This is a genomic window from Cellulomonas hominis (assembly GCF_005239125.1).
In the GTDB taxonomy this organism is placed as follows: domain Bacteria; phylum Actinomycetota; class Actinomycetes; order Actinomycetales; family Cellulomonadaceae; genus Cellulomonas; species Cellulomonas hominis_A.
Window position 1 is genome coordinate 1 of sequence record NZ_SZYE01000048.1, and the last position, 22,419, is coordinate 22,419.

Consider the following 22,419-nt stretch of genomic DNA (forward strand, 5'->3'; position numbering starts at 1 on the left):
CCCGCTCCGCGACGACGAAGAACGTCAGCCGCTCCCCCGGCGGCACCGCCACCGCCCAGGCGCCCGCCGTCCGGCAGCCGGCGGACCGGCGGGCGAGCACCGCGTCGTACCGCACGGCCCCGGGCGGCACGGCCCGCACCCGCAGGTGGTCGACCGCGAGCGCCGTGTCACCGGCACCGCGGACCTCGACCGTGTGCGCGCCCGCGGTCAGCGGCAGGACCACGTCCGCCCGGCCGGTGTACCGCGGCTCCAGGGTCGCGGACAGGTCCAGCGCGACCGGCGCGCCGCCGTCGACCCGCAGCTCGGCGCGCCCGGGCACCCCGGCGGTGCCGTAGCCGAGGCCCACCGCGTGGCGCCCCGCCGCGGGCACGAGCACGTCGAACGACACCGAGCCCGAGCCGGGCGCGAGTGCCACGGACACCGGCCCGGTGCCGTGGTAGTGCTGCGGGTCGTCGCCGTGCCGGACCAGCGCGCCGTCGGTCACGCGCGCCGGGTCGACGCCGACGGTGACCTGCCACGGCCCCCGCGGGTCGCCCGCGTCCTGCGCGTCGCCGGGGTGCTGCGCGTCGCCGGGGTGCTGCCCGTCGCCGACGGGCACCAGGTCCACCCGGCGGACCGCCGCCGCGTCCCCGCCGGCGAGGCGCAGCACCGCCACGCCGTCCGGCCCGGCCGTCAGCACGTCGTCGGCCTCGACCGGGGGCTGCTCCAGCACGCCCTGGTACCCGCTCCACGCCGCGACCGCGACCCGCCGCCGGTACCGCGCGCCGGGCGCGAGCCCGGTCACCGTCAGCTCCACGTCGTCCGCGGTGCCGCCGACCAGGGCGGTCGCCGCCCCCTCGTCGTCGACCGCCGCGAGCACCCGCAGCGAGTCGCGGACGCCCGGGTGCGGCACGGTCGCCGCGACGGTCTCGCCGCGCAGGGACGCGTACCAGTGCAGCAGCCACCACCCGGCGTTCGGCCGCGCGGCCCCGACGGCCTGGTCGTCCAGGTTCCCGGCGAGCGTCCAGTACGCCAGGTCGGCGTCCACCTTGGTGCTCTCGAACGCCTCCGCCCAGAGCAGCAGCGGCGCCGGCACCGACATGTCCCGCCGGTTGCCGTACTCGTCGACGGTCACCGGCCGGGCGTCCAGCCCGAGCTCGCGCTCCAGCGCCCGCAGGTGGTCCAGGTGCGCCCGGTAGGTCTCCGTCGTGCGCGGCTGGAGCTCGTGCCAGGACACGACGTCCGGGAGCGTGCCGTGGTCCCGGGCGTGGGTGAGCACGTCCCGGACCCGGCGCGGGTGGTAGTCCGCCTCGTTGGGTCCCGCGACCCTGCCGCCGGGGTGCTCGGCGCGGATCACCGCGACCGCCGCGTCCCAGTCGGCCAGGAACCGGTCGCGCCCCGCGGCGGACCAGTCGGCGTACCAGATCCAGTCCGGCTCGTTGAACGGCACCCACACCAGCCGGTCCCGCTCCGGGTGGCCGGCGGTGGCGCGCACGGCGTCCCGGAGCACGTCGAGGTACGCGGCGATGCCGACCTCCTCGTACGGCCACTGCCGCAGCGCGTCCTGGACGTACACGTACACGTCCTCGCCCCCCGCCGCGACGAACCCGTCGAGCAGCTCGAGGGCGTCGCCGCCCGGGTGCTGCAGACCGCCGGGCGACTTCTGCGCCACGGTCCGCGGCCGGACGCCGGCCAGCAGCGCGGGCGCCGGGACACCGGGCTCGACCAGGCCGTAGAGCATGCCGGTCGCCCCGCCGTGCACCGTGCCGGTGCGCTCCGCCAGGTCGACGCGCGCCCGCTGGACCGGGGCGCCGCGGGTCAGCCGCAGCGTCCGGGCGGCCGGCTCGTCCCCCGCGGCCCCGACCGTGAGCACCGCGCGGTCGGCGTCCCACGTCGCGGCCCACGTGGCGAGCCGCGTCGGGAACGTCGTCGTGACCACCAGGTCGTGCCCGGCGTGCTCCGGCAGCGGCACCTCGACCGTCGCCGGGGCACCGGGGCGCCGCCAGAGGGTGAGGTGGGTGGCGCCGGCGGCGTCGACCGCCGCCGCGACCCAGGGTGCGGACCACTGCTCGACGCCGAGCGGCCACCGCGCGTGCCCGGTCGCGACGTCCGCGCGCAGCCGCTTGTGCGCGGCCACCGCCTCGGCGACCAGCGAGCGCTGCGCCGGGGACATCGCGTCGACGCGGCCGGACAGGTACATCCGGCCGAGCATCCCGGTGCACAGCGTGAACGCGATCCCCTCGTCGGACATCTCCGGCTGCGGGTACGCCCAGCTCCCGGCCTGCTCGGGCAGCATCGCCAGCGGCGCGGACGCCGCGATCGGCGGGTACGCCAGCGGGTCCTGCTGGTCGGAGGTCGACTGCAGCGGCAGCAGCCGGAGCAGCTCCGGGTCCGCCCGCATGGCGCCCGACGAGCAGTTCTCCAGGACCAGGTCCGGGTGCCGCCGCAGGACCCCCTCGAGCCAGTCGCGGTGCGCCGCGGCGTGCCCGACCAGACCGTCCGCCGGGCTGTCCGAGCCGACGTCCGTCCCGGCGACCGGGTTGACGTTGTAGTCCAGCTTGAAGAACCCGACGCCCATCGCGACCAGCCGGTCCACGGCCTCGTCGACGTGCGCGCGCGCCGCGGGGTGCCGCAGGTCCAGGTGGTACCGGCCGTGCTCGACGAGCCGCTCGCCGTTGCGCTGCAGGAACGCGTCCGCGGGCAGCAGGTCGGCGACCGGGCTGCTGACGCCGACCACCTCGGGCTCCAGCCACAGGCCCGGCACCAGACCGCGGTCCGCGATGTGGTCGAGGAGCGCCTGCAGGCCGCCCCCGGGGAACCGGGTGGTCGACGGCTGCCAGGCGCCGACGCTCCACCACCAGCCGTCGGTGTCGTCGTACCAGCCGCAGTCGATGCAGAACACCTCGGCACCCGCGTCGGCCGCGGCGTCGACCAGCGGCCGCACCTTCTCCGTCGTCGGGTCGCCCATGAGCGTGTTCATGTAGTCGTTGAACACCACCCGCAGCCCGGCGTTGTCCGGGTGCGGGCGGCGGACCGCCCGGCGCACGCCGGTCAGCCCCGCCGCGGCGGCGTCCAGGTCGGTGCCCACGGCGACCGCGACCGCCGGGGAGACGTGCTCCTCACCCGGTTCCAGCACGCGGCTCCAGCCGTGGTCGAGGTCGGTCGGGCCGGACAGCGCCAGGTACGCGCCGGCCACGTGCTCGCCGACCTCCCAGCGCCAGCCGGCGGTGGACTCGACCTGCCAGGCCCAGGCCCCGGGGCCGCCGCGCGCGGCGAGCACGCCGACCGGCTGCGCCTCGCCCGTGGACCACAGGCCCCGCGAGGCCCGGGACAGCGTGCCGCGCGCGCCGCCGTGGGAGGCGACCCGCACGTCGGGGACGCCGGCCGCCCGCAGCGGCAGGGTGCGCCACCGGCTCTCGCCGACCCACTGGTTGTCGGCCAGGCTGATCTCCAGCGCGTCGGGGTCACCCGTGCCGCCGGCGCCCACCGCGAGCGCGAGCGGGGCGACGGCGAGCAGCCGCCGCGGGCCGGGGGCGTCGTCCGTCACGGTGGTGGTCGCCCGGGCGCGCACCGCCGCGACGCCGTCCCACAGCTCCAGCCGCAGCGCGACCCGCAGGGAGCCGCCCTCCTCCGCCTGGTCGACGACCAGCACCTGGCGGTCGCCGTCCCGGTCCAGCCGGTGCCCGGCGTACCGCAGCCGGGCGCTGACCGTGCCGCCGGACAGCCGGTCGGCCGCGGGCGTGCGGCCGGCGTCGACGGTGACCACCTCGACGGCGGGCTGCGACGGGGGCAGGTCGTGGTGCGCCGCACCGGGCGCGCCGAGCCGCAGGACCCGGACCGGTGCGTCGGGGGCGTGCGCGAGGACGACCTCGACCACGTCGTTCGCGAGGGTGACGGTCCCGGCGGCGACGGTGGTGCCGGGGTTCAGGTCGGCGCTCACTTGACCGCCCCCGAGGTGACGCCGGAGATGATCCGCCGCTGGGCGACGGCGAACACGATGATCATGGGCAGGCTCATGAGGACCACGTAGGCGAAGATCAGGTTCCAGTTGTTGACGTACTGGGCCGCGCTCGCGACCTTGTACAGGTTCAGGGGCAGCGTGGTGGTGTCCCCGCCGCCGAGGACGAAGAACGTGTAGAAGACCTCGTTCCAGATGGACAGCGTGGTCAGGATGGCGGCCGTCGCGATCACCGGGCGCAGCATCGGCAGCACGATCCGGGTGAACAGCTGGAACGGCGTCGTGCCGTCCAGGCGGGCGGCCTCCTCGAGCTCGATCGGCAGGTTCCGCACGAAGCCGGTGACGAAGAAGATCACCGTGCCCATGAACATGCCGGTGTACACGCCCACCATGCCGGGAGCGGTGCCCTGCAGGCCGAGGCTCCGCACGGTGAGCACGGTGGTGATCACGGCGGGCGGCAGCACGATGCTCGAGATGCCCACCGTGTACAGGACCGCGTTCCACCGGCCGGTGCGCCGGGCGAGCACCCAGGACGCGGCCGAGCCGAGCACCAGCAGCAGGACGACGGCCGGCACGGTCACCAGCAGGCTGCCGCCGAGCGCGAGCAGCACCTCGCCCTGGTCGATCACCTGCCGCAGGTTGTCGCCGAGGGCGAGCTCGGTCGGCAGGCTCAGGTCGGGGCGGGCGGCCTCGGCGGTGGTCTTCGACGCCGTGACCAGGACGAGCCAGAGCGGCACGCCGACGACGACCGCCGCGAGCAGCACCACGACGACGTCGTGCAGGACGCGGCCGGCGGTGCGGCGGCCGGGGGTTCCCCCGCGGCGGCGGTCGACCGCGCGGCGGGTCGTCGCGGCCGGGGCGGCCAGGGTGGCGGGCGTGGCGGTCACAGGACGTTCTCCCGGCGGCGCAGGTACAGGATCACGGGCAGGGCGACGATCACCACGGTCAGGAACAGCACCAGGCTCATCGTCGTGGCCTGGGCGTACAGGCCCTGGCCGAACGTGCGGAAGATGAAGATGTTCAGCAGCTCGGTGCTGCGGGCGGGGCCGCCGTTGGTCAGCGCGGTCGCCGTGTCGAAGCCGTTCATCGATCCGAGCAGCGCGGTCGCGACGTTGAACGTCACCGCGGGGGCGAGCAGCGGGAACCGGACGCTCCACAGCGTCCGCCACCACGAGGCGCCGTCGATCCGCGCCGCCTCCAGCACGTCGGTCGGCATCGTCTTGAGGCCGGCCATGAAGATCAGCATCGACAGGCCCATCCACTTCCAGGCCTGCACCACCGAGACCACGACGATCGTCCAGGTCGTGCTCCCGAGCCACGCGATCGAGACGTCCGTGCCGGTCAGCGCGCCGAGCACGCCGTTCAGCGCGCCGTCCGGGCGCAGCAGGGCCTGGAACACGTAGCCCACGGCCAGCGGCGACAGCAGCACCGGCAGGAAGAACACGATCCGCGCGCCCCGGTTGACCCGGGTGTCCCCCTCCAGCAGCAGCGCCAGCACGAAGCCGAACCCGTTCTGCAGCAGCGCGACGAGCAGCGCCCACACCAGCGTCACCCGCAGCGACGACAGCAGCGAGCCGTCGGCGAACAGCCGCTGGAAGTTCTGGGTGCCGACGAAGCCGAAGCCCTGCTTGAAGGCCGACCAGTCGGTGAAGGCGTAGACGAAGTTGAGCAGCGTCGGCACCAGGAAGAACACCAGCAGCGCGGCGAACGCCGGCCACAGCATCCAGGACGGGTACGAGACGGCGCGGCGCCGGCGCGAGGCCGGGGCCGCCGCCCGCCCGGCCGCGGCGTGCGCGGTCCGGGCGGGCGCGGGTGCGGTGGTCGCCATCGGCTCAGAAGCCCTCGGCGCCCTGGGCCTGCGCGAGCTGCGCGAACTGCTGCTGCGTCGCGTCGGCCACCTGCTCCGGCGTCATCTCGCCGTACAGCAGCGAGGCCAGGTTGATGTACAGGTCGGGGTTGGCGATGGCGAGCGACTGCATCGAGCCCACCGAGTCGCCGAGCGAGGCCGCGATGTCCTGCGCCAGCTGCGGGACCGTGTCCGGGTTCGGGACGTCGGTCTCGATGGACACGAGTCCGCCGTCCTCGATGTACGTCGGGTAGTAGTCCGTCATCAGGAACGTGAGGAACTGCTTGGCCGCGGCCTCGCGCTCCGCGTCGCCGGTCCTGAACGCGACGACGCCGTTCTTGTTGTCCGGGATCGTCGTGGCGACGGTGCCGTCCCTCGAGACCGGGAACCAGCCGAGCGTGTCGTCGATCTGCGCCGCGTCGTACTGGGTGAGCAGCTGCTCCAGCAGCGCGTTCACCTGGAGCGCCATGGCGCCGTCCCCGGCGAAGAGGTGGGCGGACTGGTCCTCGAACGTCGCGGTCCGCAGGTCGTCGTTGTACAGGCCCTCGTCGACCATCCCCTGGTAGGTCGTGATGGCGTCGATGATCGGGCTGTCCGTGAACGCCGTCTCCCCGGCGTTCACCTCGTCCCACAGCCCGTCCTGGGCCGCCTCCGCCAGCTGCATCTGCACCGCCCACTGGGTCGGCCACTGCGCGCCGCCGGCCTCGACGAACGCGGTGCCGCCGCCGGCCTGGATCGTGCGGGCGACGTCGAGCATCTCGTCCCAGCTCTGCGGCAGGTCCGTGATGCCGTGCTGCGCGAAGACCGCCTTGTTGTAGTACACGCCCATCACGGACGGCGAGGACACGATCGCCGCGTACCGGGTGTCGTCCACGAAGCCGGCGATGTCGCGCACGGCGGGGTCCATGGCGTCGAGCCACGGGGCGTCGTCGAGCGGCAGCAGGTTCGCGGGCGCCTGGAGCGCGGTGAGCATGCTGGTGGTCGGCTGCCAGGACGCGAGGTCCGGGATGTCGCCGGTGGCCACGCGGGTCTGCAGGTTCTGCTCGTAGGGGTCCGGGTACGTGACGCGCTTGATCGTCGCGCCCGTCTCCTCCTGGAACGCCTCGATGGCGCCGTCCAGGGGTCCGCCGGCGGTGCCGCCGCCGAAGGTGATCGTCACGCCGGACAGGTCCGCCGTGGCGTCGTTCCAGGTCGTGGCGGCGTCGTCGCCGCCCTCGCTGCCGCTGCTGCTGCCGAGGTCGCCGCCGGCGCAGCTGGTCAGCAGCAGGGCGGCGCCCGCCGCGGCCGCTACGGCCAGCGTCCGGGCAGATCGGGTCGCGCGCATGGTTCTCCGTCCGTCGTCATCGTTGTCGAGGCACTCGCCGGCTGCGTCCGTCGCTGGAGGCACCGGCCGGGCCGCGCGACGCCGGGGGGTCACCCTTGCGCGTCTGTGAAATCGCTATCACGCGGCGTGATAACGCTATCAGGCAGCGACGGGCGCGACAAGCACCCTGCCGCTCCGGCGACACCCTGCTCCGTGCTGTCCCGGCTGCGGGTCCCGCGCTCCCCGTTTTCACCGGGCAGGCCGCAGGCCGCCCCGCCGCCGGGAGGGCGGCGGGACGGCCTCGGGTCGCGGGCGACCCCGGGCTCAGACCTCCTTCCCGTGCCCGCGACGCCGCGCCAGCACGAGGGCGGCGCCGGTCAGCGCGAGGGCGAGCGCGAGACCGCCCAGGGGGCCGGCCGCGGACCCGGTGGTCGCCAGCGCCGCCGGGCGTGGCCGCTCGGCCCCCCCGGCAGCCAGGACGCCGGATCGGTGCACGACCTCCCGCGCGGCGGGCGGCGGCGGGACGTCGAGATCAGCCACGGCGACCGGGTCCGCGGGCGGACCGACCGGGTCCGCGGGCGGGTCGGCAGGCGGGTCGACCGGCGGGACGACCGGCTCGGCCGGCGGGTCGGCGGGCGGGTCGGCCCGGTAGACGTAGACCACCTCCGTGGTCGACGCGGTCAGGTCGCCCGCGGCGTTCGCCGGCATCGCGACCAGCGTGTACCCGTCGAACGACTTCCGCTCCGACGTGTACGGCTCGCCGACCACCCCGGTGCCGCGGTACTCGTCCGCGAGCGGGGTGCCGTCCTCGGTGACCCACCGGACGATCAGGTCGGCCGGTGCCGCCGGGGGCGGGTCCTTCCGGTACACGTACACGACCTCGGTGCTGCCGTCCGTGTACCGGCCGGACGCGTTCCCCGGGGTCTCGACGAGGGTGTAGCCCGGGACGTCCGCCGGGGAGGTGCCGTACGGCTCGTCGACGGCGCCCTCGGTGCGCTCGCTCGGGGCGATCTCCCGGCCGTCCTGGTCCACGTGCCGGACGACGACCTCGCCGGGTACCGGGGCGGGTGCCGGCCGGTAGACGTAGACGACCTCGGTGGTCCCGTCCTGCAGCGTGCCGTCCTGGTTCGCGGGCAGCGCGACCAGCTCGTAGCCGGGCACGTCCACGGGGGCGGTGCTGTAGGGGTCCCCGACCGCGCCGTGGGTCGTGTAGCCGTCGGCGACCGGGGTCCCGGACTCGTCCACGTACCGCACGACCAGGTCCGCGGGGACCGGCGCCGGGTCCTCGAAGGTCACGGTCGCGGAACCCGGGGCGTCCAGCCCCCGCCGCACGACGATGTCGGCCGCCCCGTTGACGTAGGTGCCCGCCACCGCCGCCGTGACGTCCACGGAGATCGTCAGCGCGTGGTCGCCGGGCGCCAGGTCCCCGCCGGTCACACCGATCGTCGTGCCGCCCGGCTCGGCGACGACCGTCGCGGCGCCGTCGACGACGAGGTTCGGCTCCGCCGCGACGACCAGGCCCGCAGGCAGGGCGTCGGTGAACGCCCAGCCCTGCTTGCCCGCGAGCTCGGCGGTGTTGGTGACGGTGAACGTGAGCCGCACGGGCGCACCGGTGACGGCGTGCGCGGGGGCGAACTCCTTGTCGAGCTGCGGGGTGACGTCGAGGATCGTGATGTCGTCGAACGCGCCGTCGTTGCCCAGGTGCGCCGAGGTCATGTTCCGGACCACGACGCCGAACTCACCGCCCTCGTAGAGGAAGGACCGGTCGGACGCGAACCGGCCGGCGCGGACCGCCTCCCCCGACCCCGGGGTGAGCGCGGTGACGTCGACCTGCACCGAGCGCGGGTCGGTGAGCGGGTCGATGGGTGTCGTGGTCAGCGGGGTCTCGACGCCGGCGCGGTCGACGAAGAGCATGAGCTGCGGGTTCTCGCGGTTCCTGGGCGCACCGGTCGCGGCCGGGTTCTTCGCGTTGGTCGCGGCCGCGGACATCGAGAACGCCAGGAACCGGCCCTGCGCGTCCGCGAGGGCGATGTCCTCGACGGTGCGGAACATGACCTGGCCACCGGGCGGCGGGGTGCCGGTGCTCTGGGTGTAGGCCGAGATGACCGTGTTGGTGCGGGCGGCACCCGCGGGCGTGCCGTTGATCCGCCCGATCGCCTCGGCGAGCTGCCGGAGCGTGTTGAACGCGGTCTCCTGCGTGCCGTTCTGGGCCCCGGTGCCGTCGGCGGGGTACGCCGTGTTGTCCCACGACAGCACCATGCCGTTCGCCTTGACGTTGTCGATCCAGTAGGGGTCGGCCGTGTAGTGCGCGCCGGTCGCGCTCACGTAGTCCGGCAGCATCGTCCGCCGGCCGGTGTCGGGCGCCTGCTCGAAGTCCTCGTGGAAGACCACCGGTGCGGGCCCCGGGACGCCGGGGGCACCGGGGGCGGCGTGCCCGGGTCCCGCTCCGGCGAGGACGAGGGCGACGGTCATCGCGGCGACGACCCCGGTGGCCGTCGCGGTGCGGGGTGCGGGTCGGTTGCTCATCGGGCTGCTCCCTTGCGGTGTGCGGCGATGGGCAGAGCAGCGTATTTCAGCGACCACAACCACCGTCAGGACCAACGTCCTCATGCGTAGCGGGTCCTCGACCTGGTTGGATGTGCACCGTGCCGATCCCCCGCGAGCCCATGCCCCTGACCAGGACCCCGATGCGCGACGAGGTCTACGCCGCGCTGGTGCACCGGGTCATCACGGGAGAGCTCGCCCCCGGGAGCCGGCTGGACGACGAGGAGCTCCAGCGCCTGACCGGCACCTCCCGGGCTCCCCTGCGCGAGGCGCTCAACCAGCTCGCCGCCGTCGGGCTCGTCGACGTCGCGCCCCGGCGGTCCACCCACGTCACGCGGCTCGACGGGCGCGCGTCGCGCGAGTCGCTGGAGATCGACGGCGCGGTCCTCGCCCAGTCGCTCGCCGAGGTCGCGACCCGGCTGGACGACGGGCTGCGCGCGACGCTCGAGCGCCTGCGGACGACCGTGCTCGCCGATGCCGGCAGCTACCGCGAGGCGGCCCGGCGGGACGGCCTGCGTCCCCTGCTGGACGCCGTCGTCGCCGGCACCGGCAACCCCGAGTACGCCCGCATCTCCTCGTCGGTCGGACCCGTCGCGCACCGCTTCGCCGCGCTGCACGCCGACGACCTCGGGCCGGCCCACCACAGCGGCATGCGGGCCGCGGTCGACGCCGCGCTCGCCGGCGACGCGGAGGGCGCCCGCGCGGCGTGGCTGACCCTGGTCGACGCGCTCGTCGCGGACACCGCGATGACCGGCGAGAGCGACCACCCGCCCACCCCGCCGTCGGCCCCGACCCTGCGGCAGCGGACCGCCGACGCGATCGAGCAGGCGATCCAGGACGGGACGCTCGGGCCGGGCGAGACGCTGCGCGAGTCGGAGCTCATGGTCTGGCTCGGGGTCTCGCGCACGCCGGTGCGGGAGGCGCTGGCCGCGCTCGCCCGGGACGGCCTCGTCGTCCAGGCGCACCACCGCCCGGCGCGCGTCGCGGAGTCGACGCCCGCCGGCCTGCGGCACCTCCTGCGGGCGCTCGGCGTGCTGCGCGGGCTGGCGGTCCGGCTGACCGTCGAGGCCGACCCCGACGGGCTGGTGACCGCGCTCGCCGCGCTCGAACCGTGGACGGTCGGCCCGACCCCGGACGACGCCGTCCGGGCGACGCTCCGGCTGACCTCGGCCGTCGACGCCCGCTGCCCCAACCGGCTGCTCGTCCGGCACGCCTCGACGCTCGCCGCCCGCACCCGCTGGTCCGTGGCGCACCACCCGGCGCGGCTCGACACGTCGGACCCGGCGCTGGTCGGCCTGCTGCGCGACGCGGCGGCCGCGGGTGACGCGGACGCCGCCGAGCGCGCGGTGCTGTCGGCGTACACGGCGACCGCACCGGCCGGCTGATCCCCCGGCGGCGCGGGGCCGCCGCCCGGTGCGCAACCTCCGCGCGCCCCGTGGACGCCCGTCGACCGCCCCGCGCCCGCGGGCTAGCGTGCGGCGGGTGGCACGCACCTACTCGCACGTCGTCATCGGGGCCGGGGCCGTCGGCTCGGCCGCCGCGTACTGGCTCGCCCGCGCGGGCGCCGAGCGGGTGCTCGTCGTCGAGCAGTTCGACCTGGTCAACTCGCTCGGCTCGTCCGGCGACCACTCGCGGATCATCCGGCGGTCCTACCACCGGCCCGAGTACGTGCGCCTGACCGATGCCATGTTCGCCGCGTGGGACCGGGTGGAGCAGGAGTCCGGTCTCCGGGTGCTCACCCGCACCGGCGGGCTGGACCTCGCCCCGCCGAGCCCGGACGGCACGGACCGGCTCGCCGTGTTCCGCGACGCGATGGCCGCCGGTGGCGCGCGGTTCGAGGACCTGTCGACCGCCGACCTGCGCGCCCGGTACCCGCAGTGGCGGGTCCCGGACGGCACCACGGCGCTGCACCAGGCGGACGCGGGGCTGATCGACATCCGGCGGTCCGTCTCGGCGCACACGTCGCTCGCCCTGGCCGCCGGCGTCGAGTTCTGGCCGCACACCCGGGTCACCGGGGTCGACGTCCGCGCGGGCGGGGTCACCGTCCGGACCTCCGCGGGCGACGTCGACGCGGGCGGGCTGGTCGTCGCCGCGGCGTCCTGGCTCGGCGACCTCATGCCGGACCTCGGGCTCGACTTCCGGCTGACGCTGTCCGAGGAGCAGGTCGACTACGTCGCGTCGTCCCGGCTCACCGACTTCACGCCCGAGAGGTTCCCGATCTGGGTGTGGCACGGCGACGAGGTGATGTACGGCTTCCCGGTGTACGGCGAGGCGGGCGTCAAGATCGCCCGGGACATGCGCGGGCACTTCGTCACCAGCGAGGGCCGCACCCACCGCCCCGACCCCGTGACCACCGAGCGCTCCCGGGAGTTCCTCGCCCGGCACCTGCCGGCGGCGGCCGGGCCCGCGCTGCGCAGCGCGGTGTGCGTCTACGACATGCCGCCGGACCGCGAGTTCGTGCTCGACACCGTGCCCGGGCACCCGCACGTCGCCGTGTTCAACGGCGCGGGGCACGGCGGCAAGTTCGCGAGCCTGGTCGGCTCGGTGCTCGCCGACCTCGTCACCGCGGGGTCGACGGCGCACGACATCGCGGCGTTCGCGCTCACCCGGCCCGCGATCACCGACCCGGGGTACGCCGCGGACTTCGGCCTGCACGCCTGACGTCGCGGGCGCCCGCGGTCAGCCGCGGCGCACGGCGTACCGCAGCCAGAGCGTCCCGTTGCCGAACCCGCGCTGCTCCAGGAGCTCCAGGTCGAGCGGCACGTCCTCGGGCCAGAACCGCAGGCCGGCGCCGACCGAGACCGGCGCGAGGTACGGCTGCACCTCGTCGACGATCCCCGCCCGCAGCGCGTGCGCCGCCAGCGTCGGCCCGTCGACCGTGACGTCGTGGCCGAGCCCCGACACCCACGCCCGGACCGCCTCCGGGTCGAACGACCGCTCGACGGTCGTCCGCGCGGTCGTCGGCTCCCCCAGCGTCGAGGAGTAGACGACCTTGTCGGCCGCCTGCCACACCTCGGCGTAGGTGCGGACGAACGGGGGCGGGTCGGGTGCCTCCAGCGCGGTCTCCCAGAACGACATCGTCTCGTACATGCGGCGGCCGTACAGGTACGTGCCGACCGACCGCGTCTGCGCGGAGATGAAGTCGTGCAGCGCCGGGTCGAGCGCCCCGCCCCAGTCGCTGCTGCCGGACGCGTCCGCCGCGTACCCGTCGAGCGAGGTGAACATCGAGTAGATCAGCCGCCCCATCGCCCCACCGTAGGGCCGCGCCCTCGCGGGGTCGAGAGCCGGCCGCCGCGGGTGAACTCGGGCCGCACGGCTCGGCTGCCGGTCCCGCGCGCCGATGGTGTCGGTGATGCCCTCCACGACCGCCCCGCCGCGGCGCCGCGTCCTGCCGCCCGGGCCGCTGCTCCTGGGCCCCGCGGCGCTCGTCGCCGTGCTGGCCGTCGTCGAGGGCGTGACGGGGGTGCCGGGGCTCACCGCGGCGGGCGGCGTGCTGGCGGCGGTGTCGGCGGGCGTGGTGCTGCGGCAGCAGGGCCCGATCCGCTCGCTCGAGGAGCGCGGTCTGTGGCGGTGGTGCGGCCGGTCGGTGACCGCGGTCGCCGCGGGCCTCGCCGTCGAGGCGGTCGTGGACCTGACCGTGCGCGGCCCGGCGGCCGGCGGGCTCCGCGGGCTCGGGCTCACCGTCGGGGGCGTCGTCGCGGTGCTGTGCGCCCACCAGGGCATGCTGAGCTGGAACCGGTTCCGGACCTCGGCCGTGCACCCGGTCGACTGGGTCAGCTTCGCCGGGTCGACGCTCGGGACGCTCGCGCTGCTGGCGTGGGCGGTCCGGGTCGGCGTGCTGCCGGCCGACGGACCGGGCTGGGCCGCCGAGGGGCACCTGCTCCGGGCCGCGGTGCTGATCGTGCTGGCGGTGATGACCCTGGTCGTCACCGTGCTGGGCGGGCTCCGGGACGACCCGCGGGCGTGGCTGCTCATGGCCGGGCTCGGGTCGATGGCCGCGGTCGAGCTGGCGCTGCTCCCCTGGCTGCCCGCCGGTGCCGCGCCCGCGGTCCCCGCCGTCCTCAGCTGGGCCGCGCTGACCCTGGTCACCGCGCGGGCGGGCGCGATCAAGCCGCCGCCGTTGCGGGGCCACTTCGCCTCGACGCTGGTGGTGACGACCTGCGCGATGATCGCGATCGCGGCGAGCACGGTGGTCCTGGTGCTGGACAGCCTCCGCCCGGCGGGCACCCCGTGGGTCGCGCTGCTGGCCGCCGCGGGCGTCGCCGGCGGCTGCGCGCAGCTCCTCCGCACCGCCAACGAGCTCGCCGCCCTCGCCGCCACCCGGAAGGAGGCGCGCACCGACCCGCTCACCGGCGTGGCGAACCGGCGCGCCATGCTGGAGGTGGCCGACCGGTTCGCCGCGGCCCGGAGCGGCGCGGCGCTGCTGGTCATCGACCTCGACCGGTTCAAGGACGTCAACGACCGGTACGGCCACCCCGCCGGCGACGCCGTGATCCGGACCGTCAGCCGGCGGCTCCAGGGCCGGTTGGACGGCAGCGCGCTGCTCGCCCGGTTCGGCGGCGACGAGTTCGGCGTCGTGCTCGACCACCACGACGTCGAGGGGGCCACGGCGGTGGCGCACGCGCTGCGGGAGGCGGTGTGCGAGCCGATCGAGGTCACCGGCCGGGTGGTCCGGCTCGACGCGAGCATCGGCGTCGCCAGCACCGCGTTCGGCGACCACCGGGACGGGGAGCTGGTGCGCTGGGCCGACACCGCGATGTACGCGGCCAAGCGGGCCGGCGGTGGCGTGCGGGTCTACGACGAGGCGGCCGACGCGCGCGACCGCGACGAGATGGCCCTGGCCGACGAGCTGCGCGCCCTGCTGTCCGCGCCGGACGGCGACGGCCGGCACGGCGCCCTGGAGCTGCACTACCAGCCGCAGCTCGACTGCGCGGACGGCCGGGTGGTCGGCATGGAGGCGCTGGTCCGCTGGGCGCACCCGTCGCGCGGCCTGCTGCCCCCGGCGGCCTTCGTCGACCTGGCCGAGCAGACCGGGTCGATGTTCGCCCTCACGGAGCGGGTGCTGGCGCAGGCGACCCGGTCGGCCGCCCGGTGGCAGGACGAGGGCCGCGACCTCCCGGTGGCCGTGAACCTGTCGACGTCCTGCCTGGGCCACCCGCGGCTGCTCGCGACGCTCGACGAGGCGCTCGCCGCCGCGGGGCTGCGCGCGGCGGGCCTGGTCGTGGAGATCACGGAGACGACGCTCATGCACGACCCGCCGCACGCCGTGGCCGTGACCCGCGCGATCGCGGACCGCGGCATCGGGCTGTCCATCGACGACTACGGCTCGGGCTACTCGTCGCTGACCTACCTCAACGAGCTGCCCGCGGGCGAGCTGAAGCTCGACCGGTCGTTCACCGCCCGGCTGACGACCGACGCGCGCACCCGGGCGATCGTGTCCGGGACGGTGGAGCTCGCGCACCACCTGGGCCTGCGGCTGATCGCGGAGGGCGTCGAGGACGCCGCGACCGACGAGGCGCTGCGCCGCATGGGCTGCGACCGCACCCAGGGGTACCTGCACGGCCGGCCGATGCCGCCGGCGGAGGCCGACGCCTGGCTCCGCGCCCGCGACACGGCGACGCGCACCCCGGCCCCCGCCTGACCCGACCCCTCGGCCCACCCGAGCCACCGCCCGCTCCCGAGCTCCCGCCCGCTCCCCGATCACCGCCCGATCGTCGCGAGCCCACCCGATCGACCGGGTGGGCTCGCGACGATCAGCGGGGCACCAGGACAGCCCCCGAGGACGGCCCAGGTCAGCGCGGCTCGGCGGGCGCCGGCGCCGGGTCCGGGGCGGCCAGGGGGAAGAGGCGCGCGAGGACGTCCGCCAGCGTCACCACGCCCAGGGTCCGGCCGCCGTCGAGCACCAGCGCGAGGTGCTGGCGCCCCTCGCGCATCTGCGTCAGCGCCCCGGACACCGGCGCGTCGGCCTCGAGCCGCAGCACCGGGCGGGCCACGGCCCCGACGGGCGCGGCGTCCGGGTGGGCGAGGGTGTCGCGCACGTGCACGACGCCGTCCAGCCGGTCGCCGGTGCCGACGAGCACGCGCAGGTGCCCGGACGCCTGCGTGGCCTGCCGGACGTCCGCCATCGTCGCGTCGGGCGCGACGGCCGTCGGCGACCCGCCCGCCCGGACCAGGTCCCGGACGGTCAGCGACTGCAGCTCCAGGGCCCCGGTGAGCTGCCGGGAGTAGGACGCGTCCAGCGCGCCCACGTTGGCGGAGTGCTCCACCAGGTGCCGCAGGTCGTCCGGGTTCTGGCCGGTGGCGACCTGGTCGGCCGGCTCGACGCCCACCCGCCGCAGGCACCAGTTCGCCGCCCGGTTCAGCACGCGCAGCAGCGGCCGGGTGAGCCACATGAACGCGCGCATCGGGGTGGCGAGCAGGATCGCGGACGTCTCGGGGTGCGCGATCGCCCAGGACTTCGGCGCCATCTCGCCGACGACCAGGTGCAGGAAGGTCACGATGATCAGCGCCAGCACGAACCCGGCCACGTCCGCGAGCCAGAGCGCGACGCCCCAGCCCTCGAACAGCGGCGTCAGCCAGTGGTGCACCGCGGGCTTGGTGACGGCGCCGAGCGCCAGGGTGCACGCGGTGATGCCGAGCTGGGACCCGGCGAGCAGGACCGTGAGCTCGGTGGAGCTGCGCAGGGCGGCCCGGGCCGACCGGCTGCGCGGCGCGGCCTCCTCGAGCCGGTACCGCTTGGCGGCGAGCGCCGCGAACTCGACGGCCACGAAGAACGCCGACAGGGCGATCAGGCCGACGGTCACGATCACGACGACGAGGGGGCTCATCGGTTCTCCTCCTGGTCGCGCGCGACGGCGCCGGCGCGCTCGTCCTCGGTGGGCGGCGGGTCGGCGGGGACGGTCACCCGCACCAGCGCGGGGACGTGCCGCTCGATCTCCAGCACGTCGACCCGCATCCACACGGGGTCCGGCTCGCCCGCGTGCGCGAGCTCGCCCGGGTCGTCGGGCAGCAGCAGCACGACGCTGGTCCCGGCCACGGGCAGGGAGCCGTGCGCCGCGGTCACGAGGCCGCCGATCGTCTCCCAGTCGCCGGCGGGCAGGTCGCGGCCCACGGCGCGCTCGACCTCGTCGACGTGGACGTCGCCGGCCATGGTCCAGGCGCCGTCGTCCTCCGCGAGGGTCGGGGCGTGCACGCCGGTGTCGTGCTCGTCGGTGATCTCGCCGACGAGCTCCTCCGCCAGGTCCTCGAAGGTCAGCACGCCGGCGAAGCCGCCGTACTCGTCGAGGACGCACGCGAGCTGGTTGCGCCCCGCGGCGAGCTGCCGCAGCGCGTCGGGCAGCGCCATCGACGTCGGCACCAGCTCCGGCGCGCGCATGAGGCGCTCGACGGGCTCGCCCGGGTCGGTGGCGACCAGGACGTCCTGCAGGTGCACGACGCCCAGCACCTCCTCGTCCGCCGACAGCACCGGGTACCGGGAGTGGCCGCTGGCCATCTGCTCCCGGACCTGGCCCACGGTGGCGCCGGCGCGCACGACGTCGACGCGGGAGCGCGGGATCATCGCGTGCTCGACGTCCTGGTCCGGGAAGTCGAGGATCCGGTCCAGCAGCACCGACAGCTCCCGCGGCAGGTCCCCGGACTCGGCGGACTCGGCGACGATGTGCTCGAGGTCGCGCGCGGTCGCGGAGTGCTCCACGTCGTGCACGGGCTCGATGCGCAGCACGCGCAGCAGCGCGTTCGACGCGGAGTCGAACACCCGGATCAGCCAGCCGAACACCGTCAGGTACGCGGTCGTGGACGACGCGAGCCGCACCGCCACGGGCTCCGGGCGCGAGATCGCGAGGTTCTTCGGGAACAGCTCGCCGAACAGCATCTGCACGAGCGTGGACAGCAGCAGCGCGAGCACGGTGCCGACGGCGACGCCGACCCCGGTGGGCACGCCGACGCCGCCGAGGGCCTCGCCGAGGGCGTCGCCGATGAGCGGTTCGGCCACGTAGCCGACCAGCAGGCCGGTGACGGTGATGCCCAGCTGGGCGCCGGACAGCATGAACGAGGTGCGCCGGGTCACGGTGAGCGCGCGCCGCGCGCCGGCGTCGCCGTCGGCGGCACGGGCGTTCAGCCGCGACCGGTCGACGGCCATGTACGCGAACTCCTGCGCGACGAAGTACCCGGTCGCGGCGGTGATCGCCAGCACGACGAGCACGCCCAGGAGCAGGGACAGGACCCACATCAGATCTCACCCCCCGTCGCCGTCTCGCGCGGGCGCAGGGGGTGGGTACTACTGTCGCCGTCCATCTCTCTCCAGGTCGGGGGCACGATCGACTCCCCAACGCGCGGGCCGGTGTCCCGGTTCCCACCACCTACTCAGGACGAAGGTCCCGGGTCGCGCCGGCGCGGTCAGCCGCGCGGGCGGGACCCGTCCTGCAGCCCCAGGTGCACCACGAGCAGCGCGATGTCGTCCTCGGGCGCGTCCCCCGCCAGGCCGCGCGCGAGCACCGCGTCCGCGAGGAACGCGGCGTCGAGCGTCGCCGACCCCGTGGCCCGGGCCCGCGCCTCCGGCGCCAGCTCCGCGACCAGCTCGGCGAGGCCGTCGATGCCCTCCTGCAGGTGCGCCCCGCGCCGCTCCACCAGCCCGTCGGTGTAGAGCAGCACGGTCGACCCGCGCGGGATCTCGACCACCGAGTCGGTGCGCGCGTTCTCCGGCGACACCCCGAGCACCAGCTCCGGCCGCGGCGCGCGCAGCTCGCGCACGGTGCCGTCCGGCGCGACGAGCAGCGGCGGCAGGTGGCCCGCGTTGGTCCAGCGGAACCGGGTGGTGCCCGCGGCCCGGTCCTCGGCGGTCTGCTCCAGCCGGCCGACGACCGCGGTCGCCATCGCGTCGACCCGCAGCGTGTCGAGCACGGCGTCCAGGGAGCGCAGCACCTCGGCGGGGCTGCCGCCGGTGGTCGCCGCGATGCCGCGCAGCAGCGTGCGGACCTGGCTCATCACCGCGGCCGCGTGCCGGTCGTGGCCCATGACGTCGCCGATCACCACGACGGTCGACCCCGAGGTCTGGAGGAACGCGTCGTACCAGTCGCCGCCGACCTGGGCCGCACGCGCCGCCGGGACGTACCGCACCGCGACGTCCAGGTCGTCCGGCTGGGCGGGCGCCGACAGCAGCGCGCGCTGGAGCGTCTCGGCCATCCCGCGCTGCCCCTCGTACAGGCGGGCGTTGTCCAGCGCGAGCCCGGCGCGGTCGGCGACCTGCACCAGCAGCGCGAGGTCCGCGTCGGCCAGGTCCGCGTGCCCCTCGTCCAGGAACAGGGAGATCGCCCCCACCGTGCGGCCGCGGGCCCGCATCGGCACCGCGTAGCCGGTGCGGGGCGCGAGCTCGGCGAACACGTCGTGCGCCTCCCCCGTGAGCAGCGGCAGCACCGCCGCGGTCGCGCCGGGGATCACCACGGGCTCGCCCGAGCGCAGGGCGCGGTGCAGGAAGGACGACGGGGACAGCGCGCCGAGCCGGACCTGCGCGTACCGGGCCACCGCCCGGCGCCGTGCCGGGTCCGCGTGGTACCCGGCGATGTCCCGGAGCCGCCGGTCCTCGTCCCACAGGGTCACCAGGGCCCACGACCCGAAGTGCCTCACCACGTGCCGCGCGAGCCGGGCGACCGCGTACTCGGTGTCCAGGGTGGCGCTCAGGTCCTCCCCCACGGTGGCGAGCAGGGCCAGCCGGCTGGTCGCCGCGTCCGCCTCGGCGAGCGCGGCGGCGCGCTGCTCCTCGAGCCGGCGGCGCTCGGTGATGTCGTGGAAGTACACCGACAGCCCGTCGGGACCGGGGTGCGCCCGGACCTCGTACCAGCCGTCGAGCGGCGGCGGGTAGTACGCCTCGAAGGACCGCGCGACGCCGGTCTCGGCCGCGCCCCGGTAGTGCTCCTCGAACGCCGACCCGACCGACAGCGGGAACAGGTCCCAGATCACGCCGCCCAGCAGCTCGCCGCGGCTGCGCCCGAGCACGCGCTCGGCCTCCGCGTTGACGTAGCTGAACCGCCACGCGTCGTCGAGCAGGAAGAACGCGGTCTGCATGGTCTCGAGCACCCGGGCGATCCGGGCGTCGGCCTCGCGCTCGACGGTGGTGTCGTACGCCGCGCCGAGCACCCGGACCGCGGTGCCCTCCGGGCCGGGCAGCGCCAGGCCCTTCGCCCGCACCCAGCGCACCTCGCCCGACGGGTGCAGCACCCGGTACTCCGCGGAGTACGGACCGACCCGGTCGATCGCGTCCTGGAGCGCCTCCGCGACGCGCGCGCGGTCGTCCGGGTGCAGGCACGCGTCGAACGCCTCGATCGTGCCGCCGAACGTCCCGGGGGCCACGCCGAAGACGGCGTGCAGCTCGTCGTCCCACGCGAGCACCCCGGTGACGAGGTCCCAGTCGAAGCTCCCGACCCCGCCGGCGGTCACCGCGAGCTGCCACCGCACCCGGTCGGCCTCGTACTCCACGGCCAGCGCCGACAGCTCGAGCTCCGCGACCGCCGAGGCCGCCAGGTCGGTGAGCACCAGCACGTCGTCGGTCGACCAGGCGCGCACCTGCGCGTCGTACACGCACAGCGCGCCCACGACGTGGCCGTCCTTGCCGACCAGCGGCACGCCGAGGTACGCGCGCACCTCGCCGTCCGCGACCACGCCGAGGTCGCGGAGCCGGTCGTCCCCGCTGGCGTCCGCGACGACGAGCGGCTCGCCGAGCCGCGCGGTCACGGCGCACACCCGGTCCTGCAGCGCGCTGCGGGTGCCTGTCGCGCCGACGACGGGGCCGACGTCCGCGGCGGTGGGCGCGCCGGTGCCGGCGCTGGGGACGTCGGCCAGCAGGGACACCTGCGAGGACGAGGCGGCGAGGAGCCGGGACGCGAGCTGCGCCAGGCGCTCCAGGGCGGGGTTGCCGACCGAGGTCAGCAGGCGCTGCACCGCGGACTGCGGCGACGGCGTCGCGGGGCTCTGCGCGGGATGGTCGGGCACGGGTCCCTCCATCTGTCGCGGCCTGCGTGCAGCATAGGCGAGGTGAGCGGTCCCGGGGCCCGGCCCGGCCGGGCCCCGGGACCGCCCCGGCTCAGGACGACGCGAGCACGTGCGTGGGCGCGCCGCCGTCCGCGCGGTCGGTCGGCTCGCCCGGGGCCACCCGGTCCCGGTCGTCGGCCATCAGGAACCGCGCCACCACCGTGACCGCCAGGATCACGCCCGCCATGATCAGGTACGAGTGGGCGAACCCGATGGCCGCGTACGAGGCGCCGAACACCGACGCGAAGATCGCGATGCCGATCTGCTTGGCGAAGTTGAACCCCAGCATGTAGGCCGTGGCGGAGATCCGGACGTCGAACATCCGGGTGATGTACTTCATCACCGAGACGAGCAGGAACGGCATCTCGATCGCGGCCAGCAGGCGCCACGCGATGAGCAGCCACTCGTGCGTGAAGAACGCGGAGCCGAGCACCCGGACGAGCAGGATCGCGGCGAACACCATCAGGCCCTTGCGGGCGCCGATCCGGTTGACGATGAACGGGGCCGCCACCATGAACGCCGCCTCGGCGAAGATCTGCACCGCGACGACGCGGGAGAACAGCACCTCCGGGTCGCCGCTCGCGACGAACGTGGCGAAGTAGTTCGGGAACTGCTGGTCGAACACGTCGTACAGCGCCGCGGTGCCGAACATCAGCACGACGAAGCCGAGGAAGTTCCGGTCGCGGAGCAGGGCGAGCACCGTCTCCTTGGAGACCTTCGTGCCGCCCGTGCCGGCGTCGGCCGCCGCGCCCGCGCCGCGCGCGTCCGGGCCGTCGGCCTTCGGCACCCGGGCCACGAACAGCAGCGTGCCCAGCACGATCGCCGACACCGAGCCGGCCCACCAGATGCTGTCCGGGTTGGCGGCCCAGATGAACCCGCCGACCAGCGCCGCGGTGCCGCCGGCGAGCGAGCCGAACAGCCGGGCGTGGCCGTACTCGTAGCCGTTCGCGCGGCTGGCGCGCTCGCTGAACGCCTCCACGACGCCGACGCCGGAGTTCAGGCAGAGGCTGAGGAACACCCCACCGACGACCGCCGCCAGGTACTCGTTCACGCCGATCAGCGGCTGGAACACGAACACGAAGAACGGCCCCATGAACGCCGCGCACAGCACGACGAACGCGAACAGGTACTTCTTGAAGCCGAGCCGGTCCTGCAGGAACCCGTAGACGGGCTGCAGGGCGAGCGCCGTGATCGCGGAGACGGTGCTGACGACGCCGATCGCGCCGGTGCCCATCCCCTCGCGCGCGAGCCACAGCGGCAGGAAGGTGAACGCGAGCTGCCAGATGGCGAAGTAGAAGAAGAACAGCCCGCCGTAGTTCCAGAACACGCCGCGCTTCAGCGACTCCAGGGCGCTCGGGCGCTGCTCGGCGGCGGGGGTGGTGCTGGTGCTCACTGCTTGTCTCCGGCGGGGCTGAGGACCTCGGTCGAGGTCGGGGTGGGGCGGGTGTCGGGCACGGGTGTGCCCCACACGGGGTTGCCGTGGTCGTCGAACGGCAGGACCTGGGCGCGGGCGTGCCGGTTGGGGTCCCACAGCGGGTCGCCGACGATCTCGGTGTAGGTGCGGGCGTGGTAGACGAGGACCGGGGTGCCGTCGGGCAGCTCGGTGAACGAGTTGTGCCCCGGCCCGTACTGCCCGGCGCCCGGGTCGGACACGAACACCGGGGTCGGGCTCTTGGTCCACGAGGCGGGGTCCAGCAGGTCGGACCCGAGGTCGGCGGTCAGCACACCCATCGCGTAGTCGATGCCGGTCGCCGCGCCGGAGTACGT

Annotated in this window: 14 protein-coding genes; 3 read left to right on the forward strand and 11 right to left on the reverse strand. The window is 75.5% G+C overall.

Translation table 11 applies throughout. From position 1 onward, the window contains the following. The 5 genes from FA014_RS08185 to FA014_RS08205 form a co-directional block, all read right to left on the reverse strand. On the reverse strand, positions 1–3,919 hold a 3,919-nt coding region (locus tag FA014_RS08185; RefSeq protein WP_154729201.1), incomplete at its 3' end, for an alpha-galactosidase. Next, positions 3,916–4,824 carry a carbohydrate ABC transporter permease gene (locus FA014_RS08190; protein ID WP_230322970.1) on the reverse strand — a complete coding sequence of 303 codons (909 nt, stop codon included), beginning with the start codon at positions 4,822–4,824 and terminating at the stop codon, positions 3,916–3,918. The genes FA014_RS08185 and FA014_RS08190, both read right to left, overlap by 4 nt. Further along, positions 4,821–5,765: a carbohydrate ABC transporter permease gene (locus FA014_RS08195; protein WP_195969210.1), complete on the reverse strand. Its 945-nt coding sequence runs from the start codon at positions 5,763–5,765 to the stop codon at positions 4,821–4,823. Before FA014_RS08195 ends, FA014_RS08190 begins: the two co-directional genes overlap by 4 nt. A gap of 4 nt (positions 5,766–5,769) precedes the next feature. Continuing rightward, positions 5,770–7,107: an ABC transporter substrate-binding protein gene (locus FA014_RS08200; RefSeq protein WP_154729202.1), complete on the reverse strand. Its 1,338-nt coding sequence runs from the start codon at positions 7,105–7,107 to the stop codon at positions 5,770–5,772. A gap of 303 nt (positions 7,108–7,410) precedes the next feature. After that, a complete protein-coding gene (locus FA014_RS08205) occupies positions 7,411–9,612 on the reverse strand; it encodes a MucBP domain-containing protein (RefSeq protein ID WP_154729203.1) in 2,202 nt (733 codons plus the stop codon). Positions 9,613–9,731: 119 nt separating this feature from the next. On the opposite strand from FA014_RS08205, the gene FA014_RS21065 reads away from it, so the two are divergent. Both FA014_RS21065 and solA read left to right on the forward strand, forming a co-directional pair. After that, positions 9,732–11,015: a GntR family transcriptional regulator gene (locus FA014_RS21065; protein WP_195969211.1), complete on the forward strand. Its 1,284-nt coding sequence runs from the start codon at positions 9,732–9,734 to the stop codon at positions 11,013–11,015. 97 nt (positions 11,016–11,112) lie between these two features. Continuing rightward, complete coding sequence (gene solA / locus FA014_RS08215) at positions 11,113–12,291, forward strand: N-methyl-L-tryptophan oxidase (RefSeq protein ID WP_195969212.1); 1,179 nt, start codon at positions 11,113–11,115, stop codon at positions 12,289–12,291. 18 nt (positions 12,292–12,309) lie between these two features. Here solA and FA014_RS08220 read toward each other — a convergent pair whose 3' ends face one another. Further along, on the reverse strand, positions 12,310–12,876 hold the full coding sequence (locus FA014_RS08220) for a dihydrofolate reductase family protein (RefSeq protein WP_154729206.1): 567 nt from the start codon (positions 12,874–12,876) through the stop codon (positions 12,310–12,312). A 106-nt stretch (positions 12,877–12,982) separates the two neighbouring features. Here FA014_RS08220 and FA014_RS08225 point away from each other — a divergent pair, with 106 nt between their 5' ends. Next, positions 12,983–15,271 carry a putative bifunctional diguanylate cyclase/phosphodiesterase gene (locus FA014_RS08225; RefSeq protein ID WP_154729207.1) on the forward strand — a complete coding sequence of 763 codons (2,289 nt, stop codon included), beginning with the start codon at positions 12,983–12,985 and terminating at the stop codon, positions 15,269–15,271. 151 nt (positions 15,272–15,422) lie between these two features. Here the strand turns inward: FA014_RS08225 and FA014_RS08230 are convergent, their stop codons facing one another. From FA014_RS08230 to FA014_RS08250, 5 genes are all read right to left on the reverse strand, one after another. Next, entirely contained in the window at positions 15,423–16,457 is a 1,035-nt protein-coding gene (locus FA014_RS08230) for a hemolysin family protein (RefSeq protein ID WP_154729208.1), read from the reverse strand. Next, positions 16,454–17,857: a hemolysin family protein gene (locus tag FA014_RS08235; protein WP_154729209.1), complete on the reverse strand. Its 1,404-nt coding sequence runs from the start codon at positions 17,855–17,857 to the stop codon at positions 16,454–16,456. Before FA014_RS08235 ends, FA014_RS08230 begins: the two co-directional genes overlap by 4 nt. A 167-nt stretch (positions 17,858–18,024) precedes the next feature. Beyond that, a complete protein-coding gene (locus FA014_RS08240; protein ID WP_230322971.1) occupies positions 18,025–20,613 on the reverse strand; it encodes a SpoIIE family protein phosphatase in 2,589 nt (862 codons plus the stop codon). Positions 20,614–20,704: 91 nt separating this feature from the next. Beyond that, positions 20,705–22,045: an oligosaccharide MFS transporter gene (locus FA014_RS08245; protein ID WP_154729211.1), complete on the reverse strand. Its 1,341-nt coding sequence runs from the start codon at positions 22,043–22,045 to the stop codon at positions 20,705–20,707. Beyond that, positions 22,042–22,419, reverse strand: a 378-nt coding sequence (locus FA014_RS08250; protein ID WP_154729212.1) for a family 43 glycosylhydrolase, incomplete at its 5' end; no start/stop codon positions are given. The genes FA014_RS08250 and FA014_RS08245, both read right to left, overlap by 4 nt.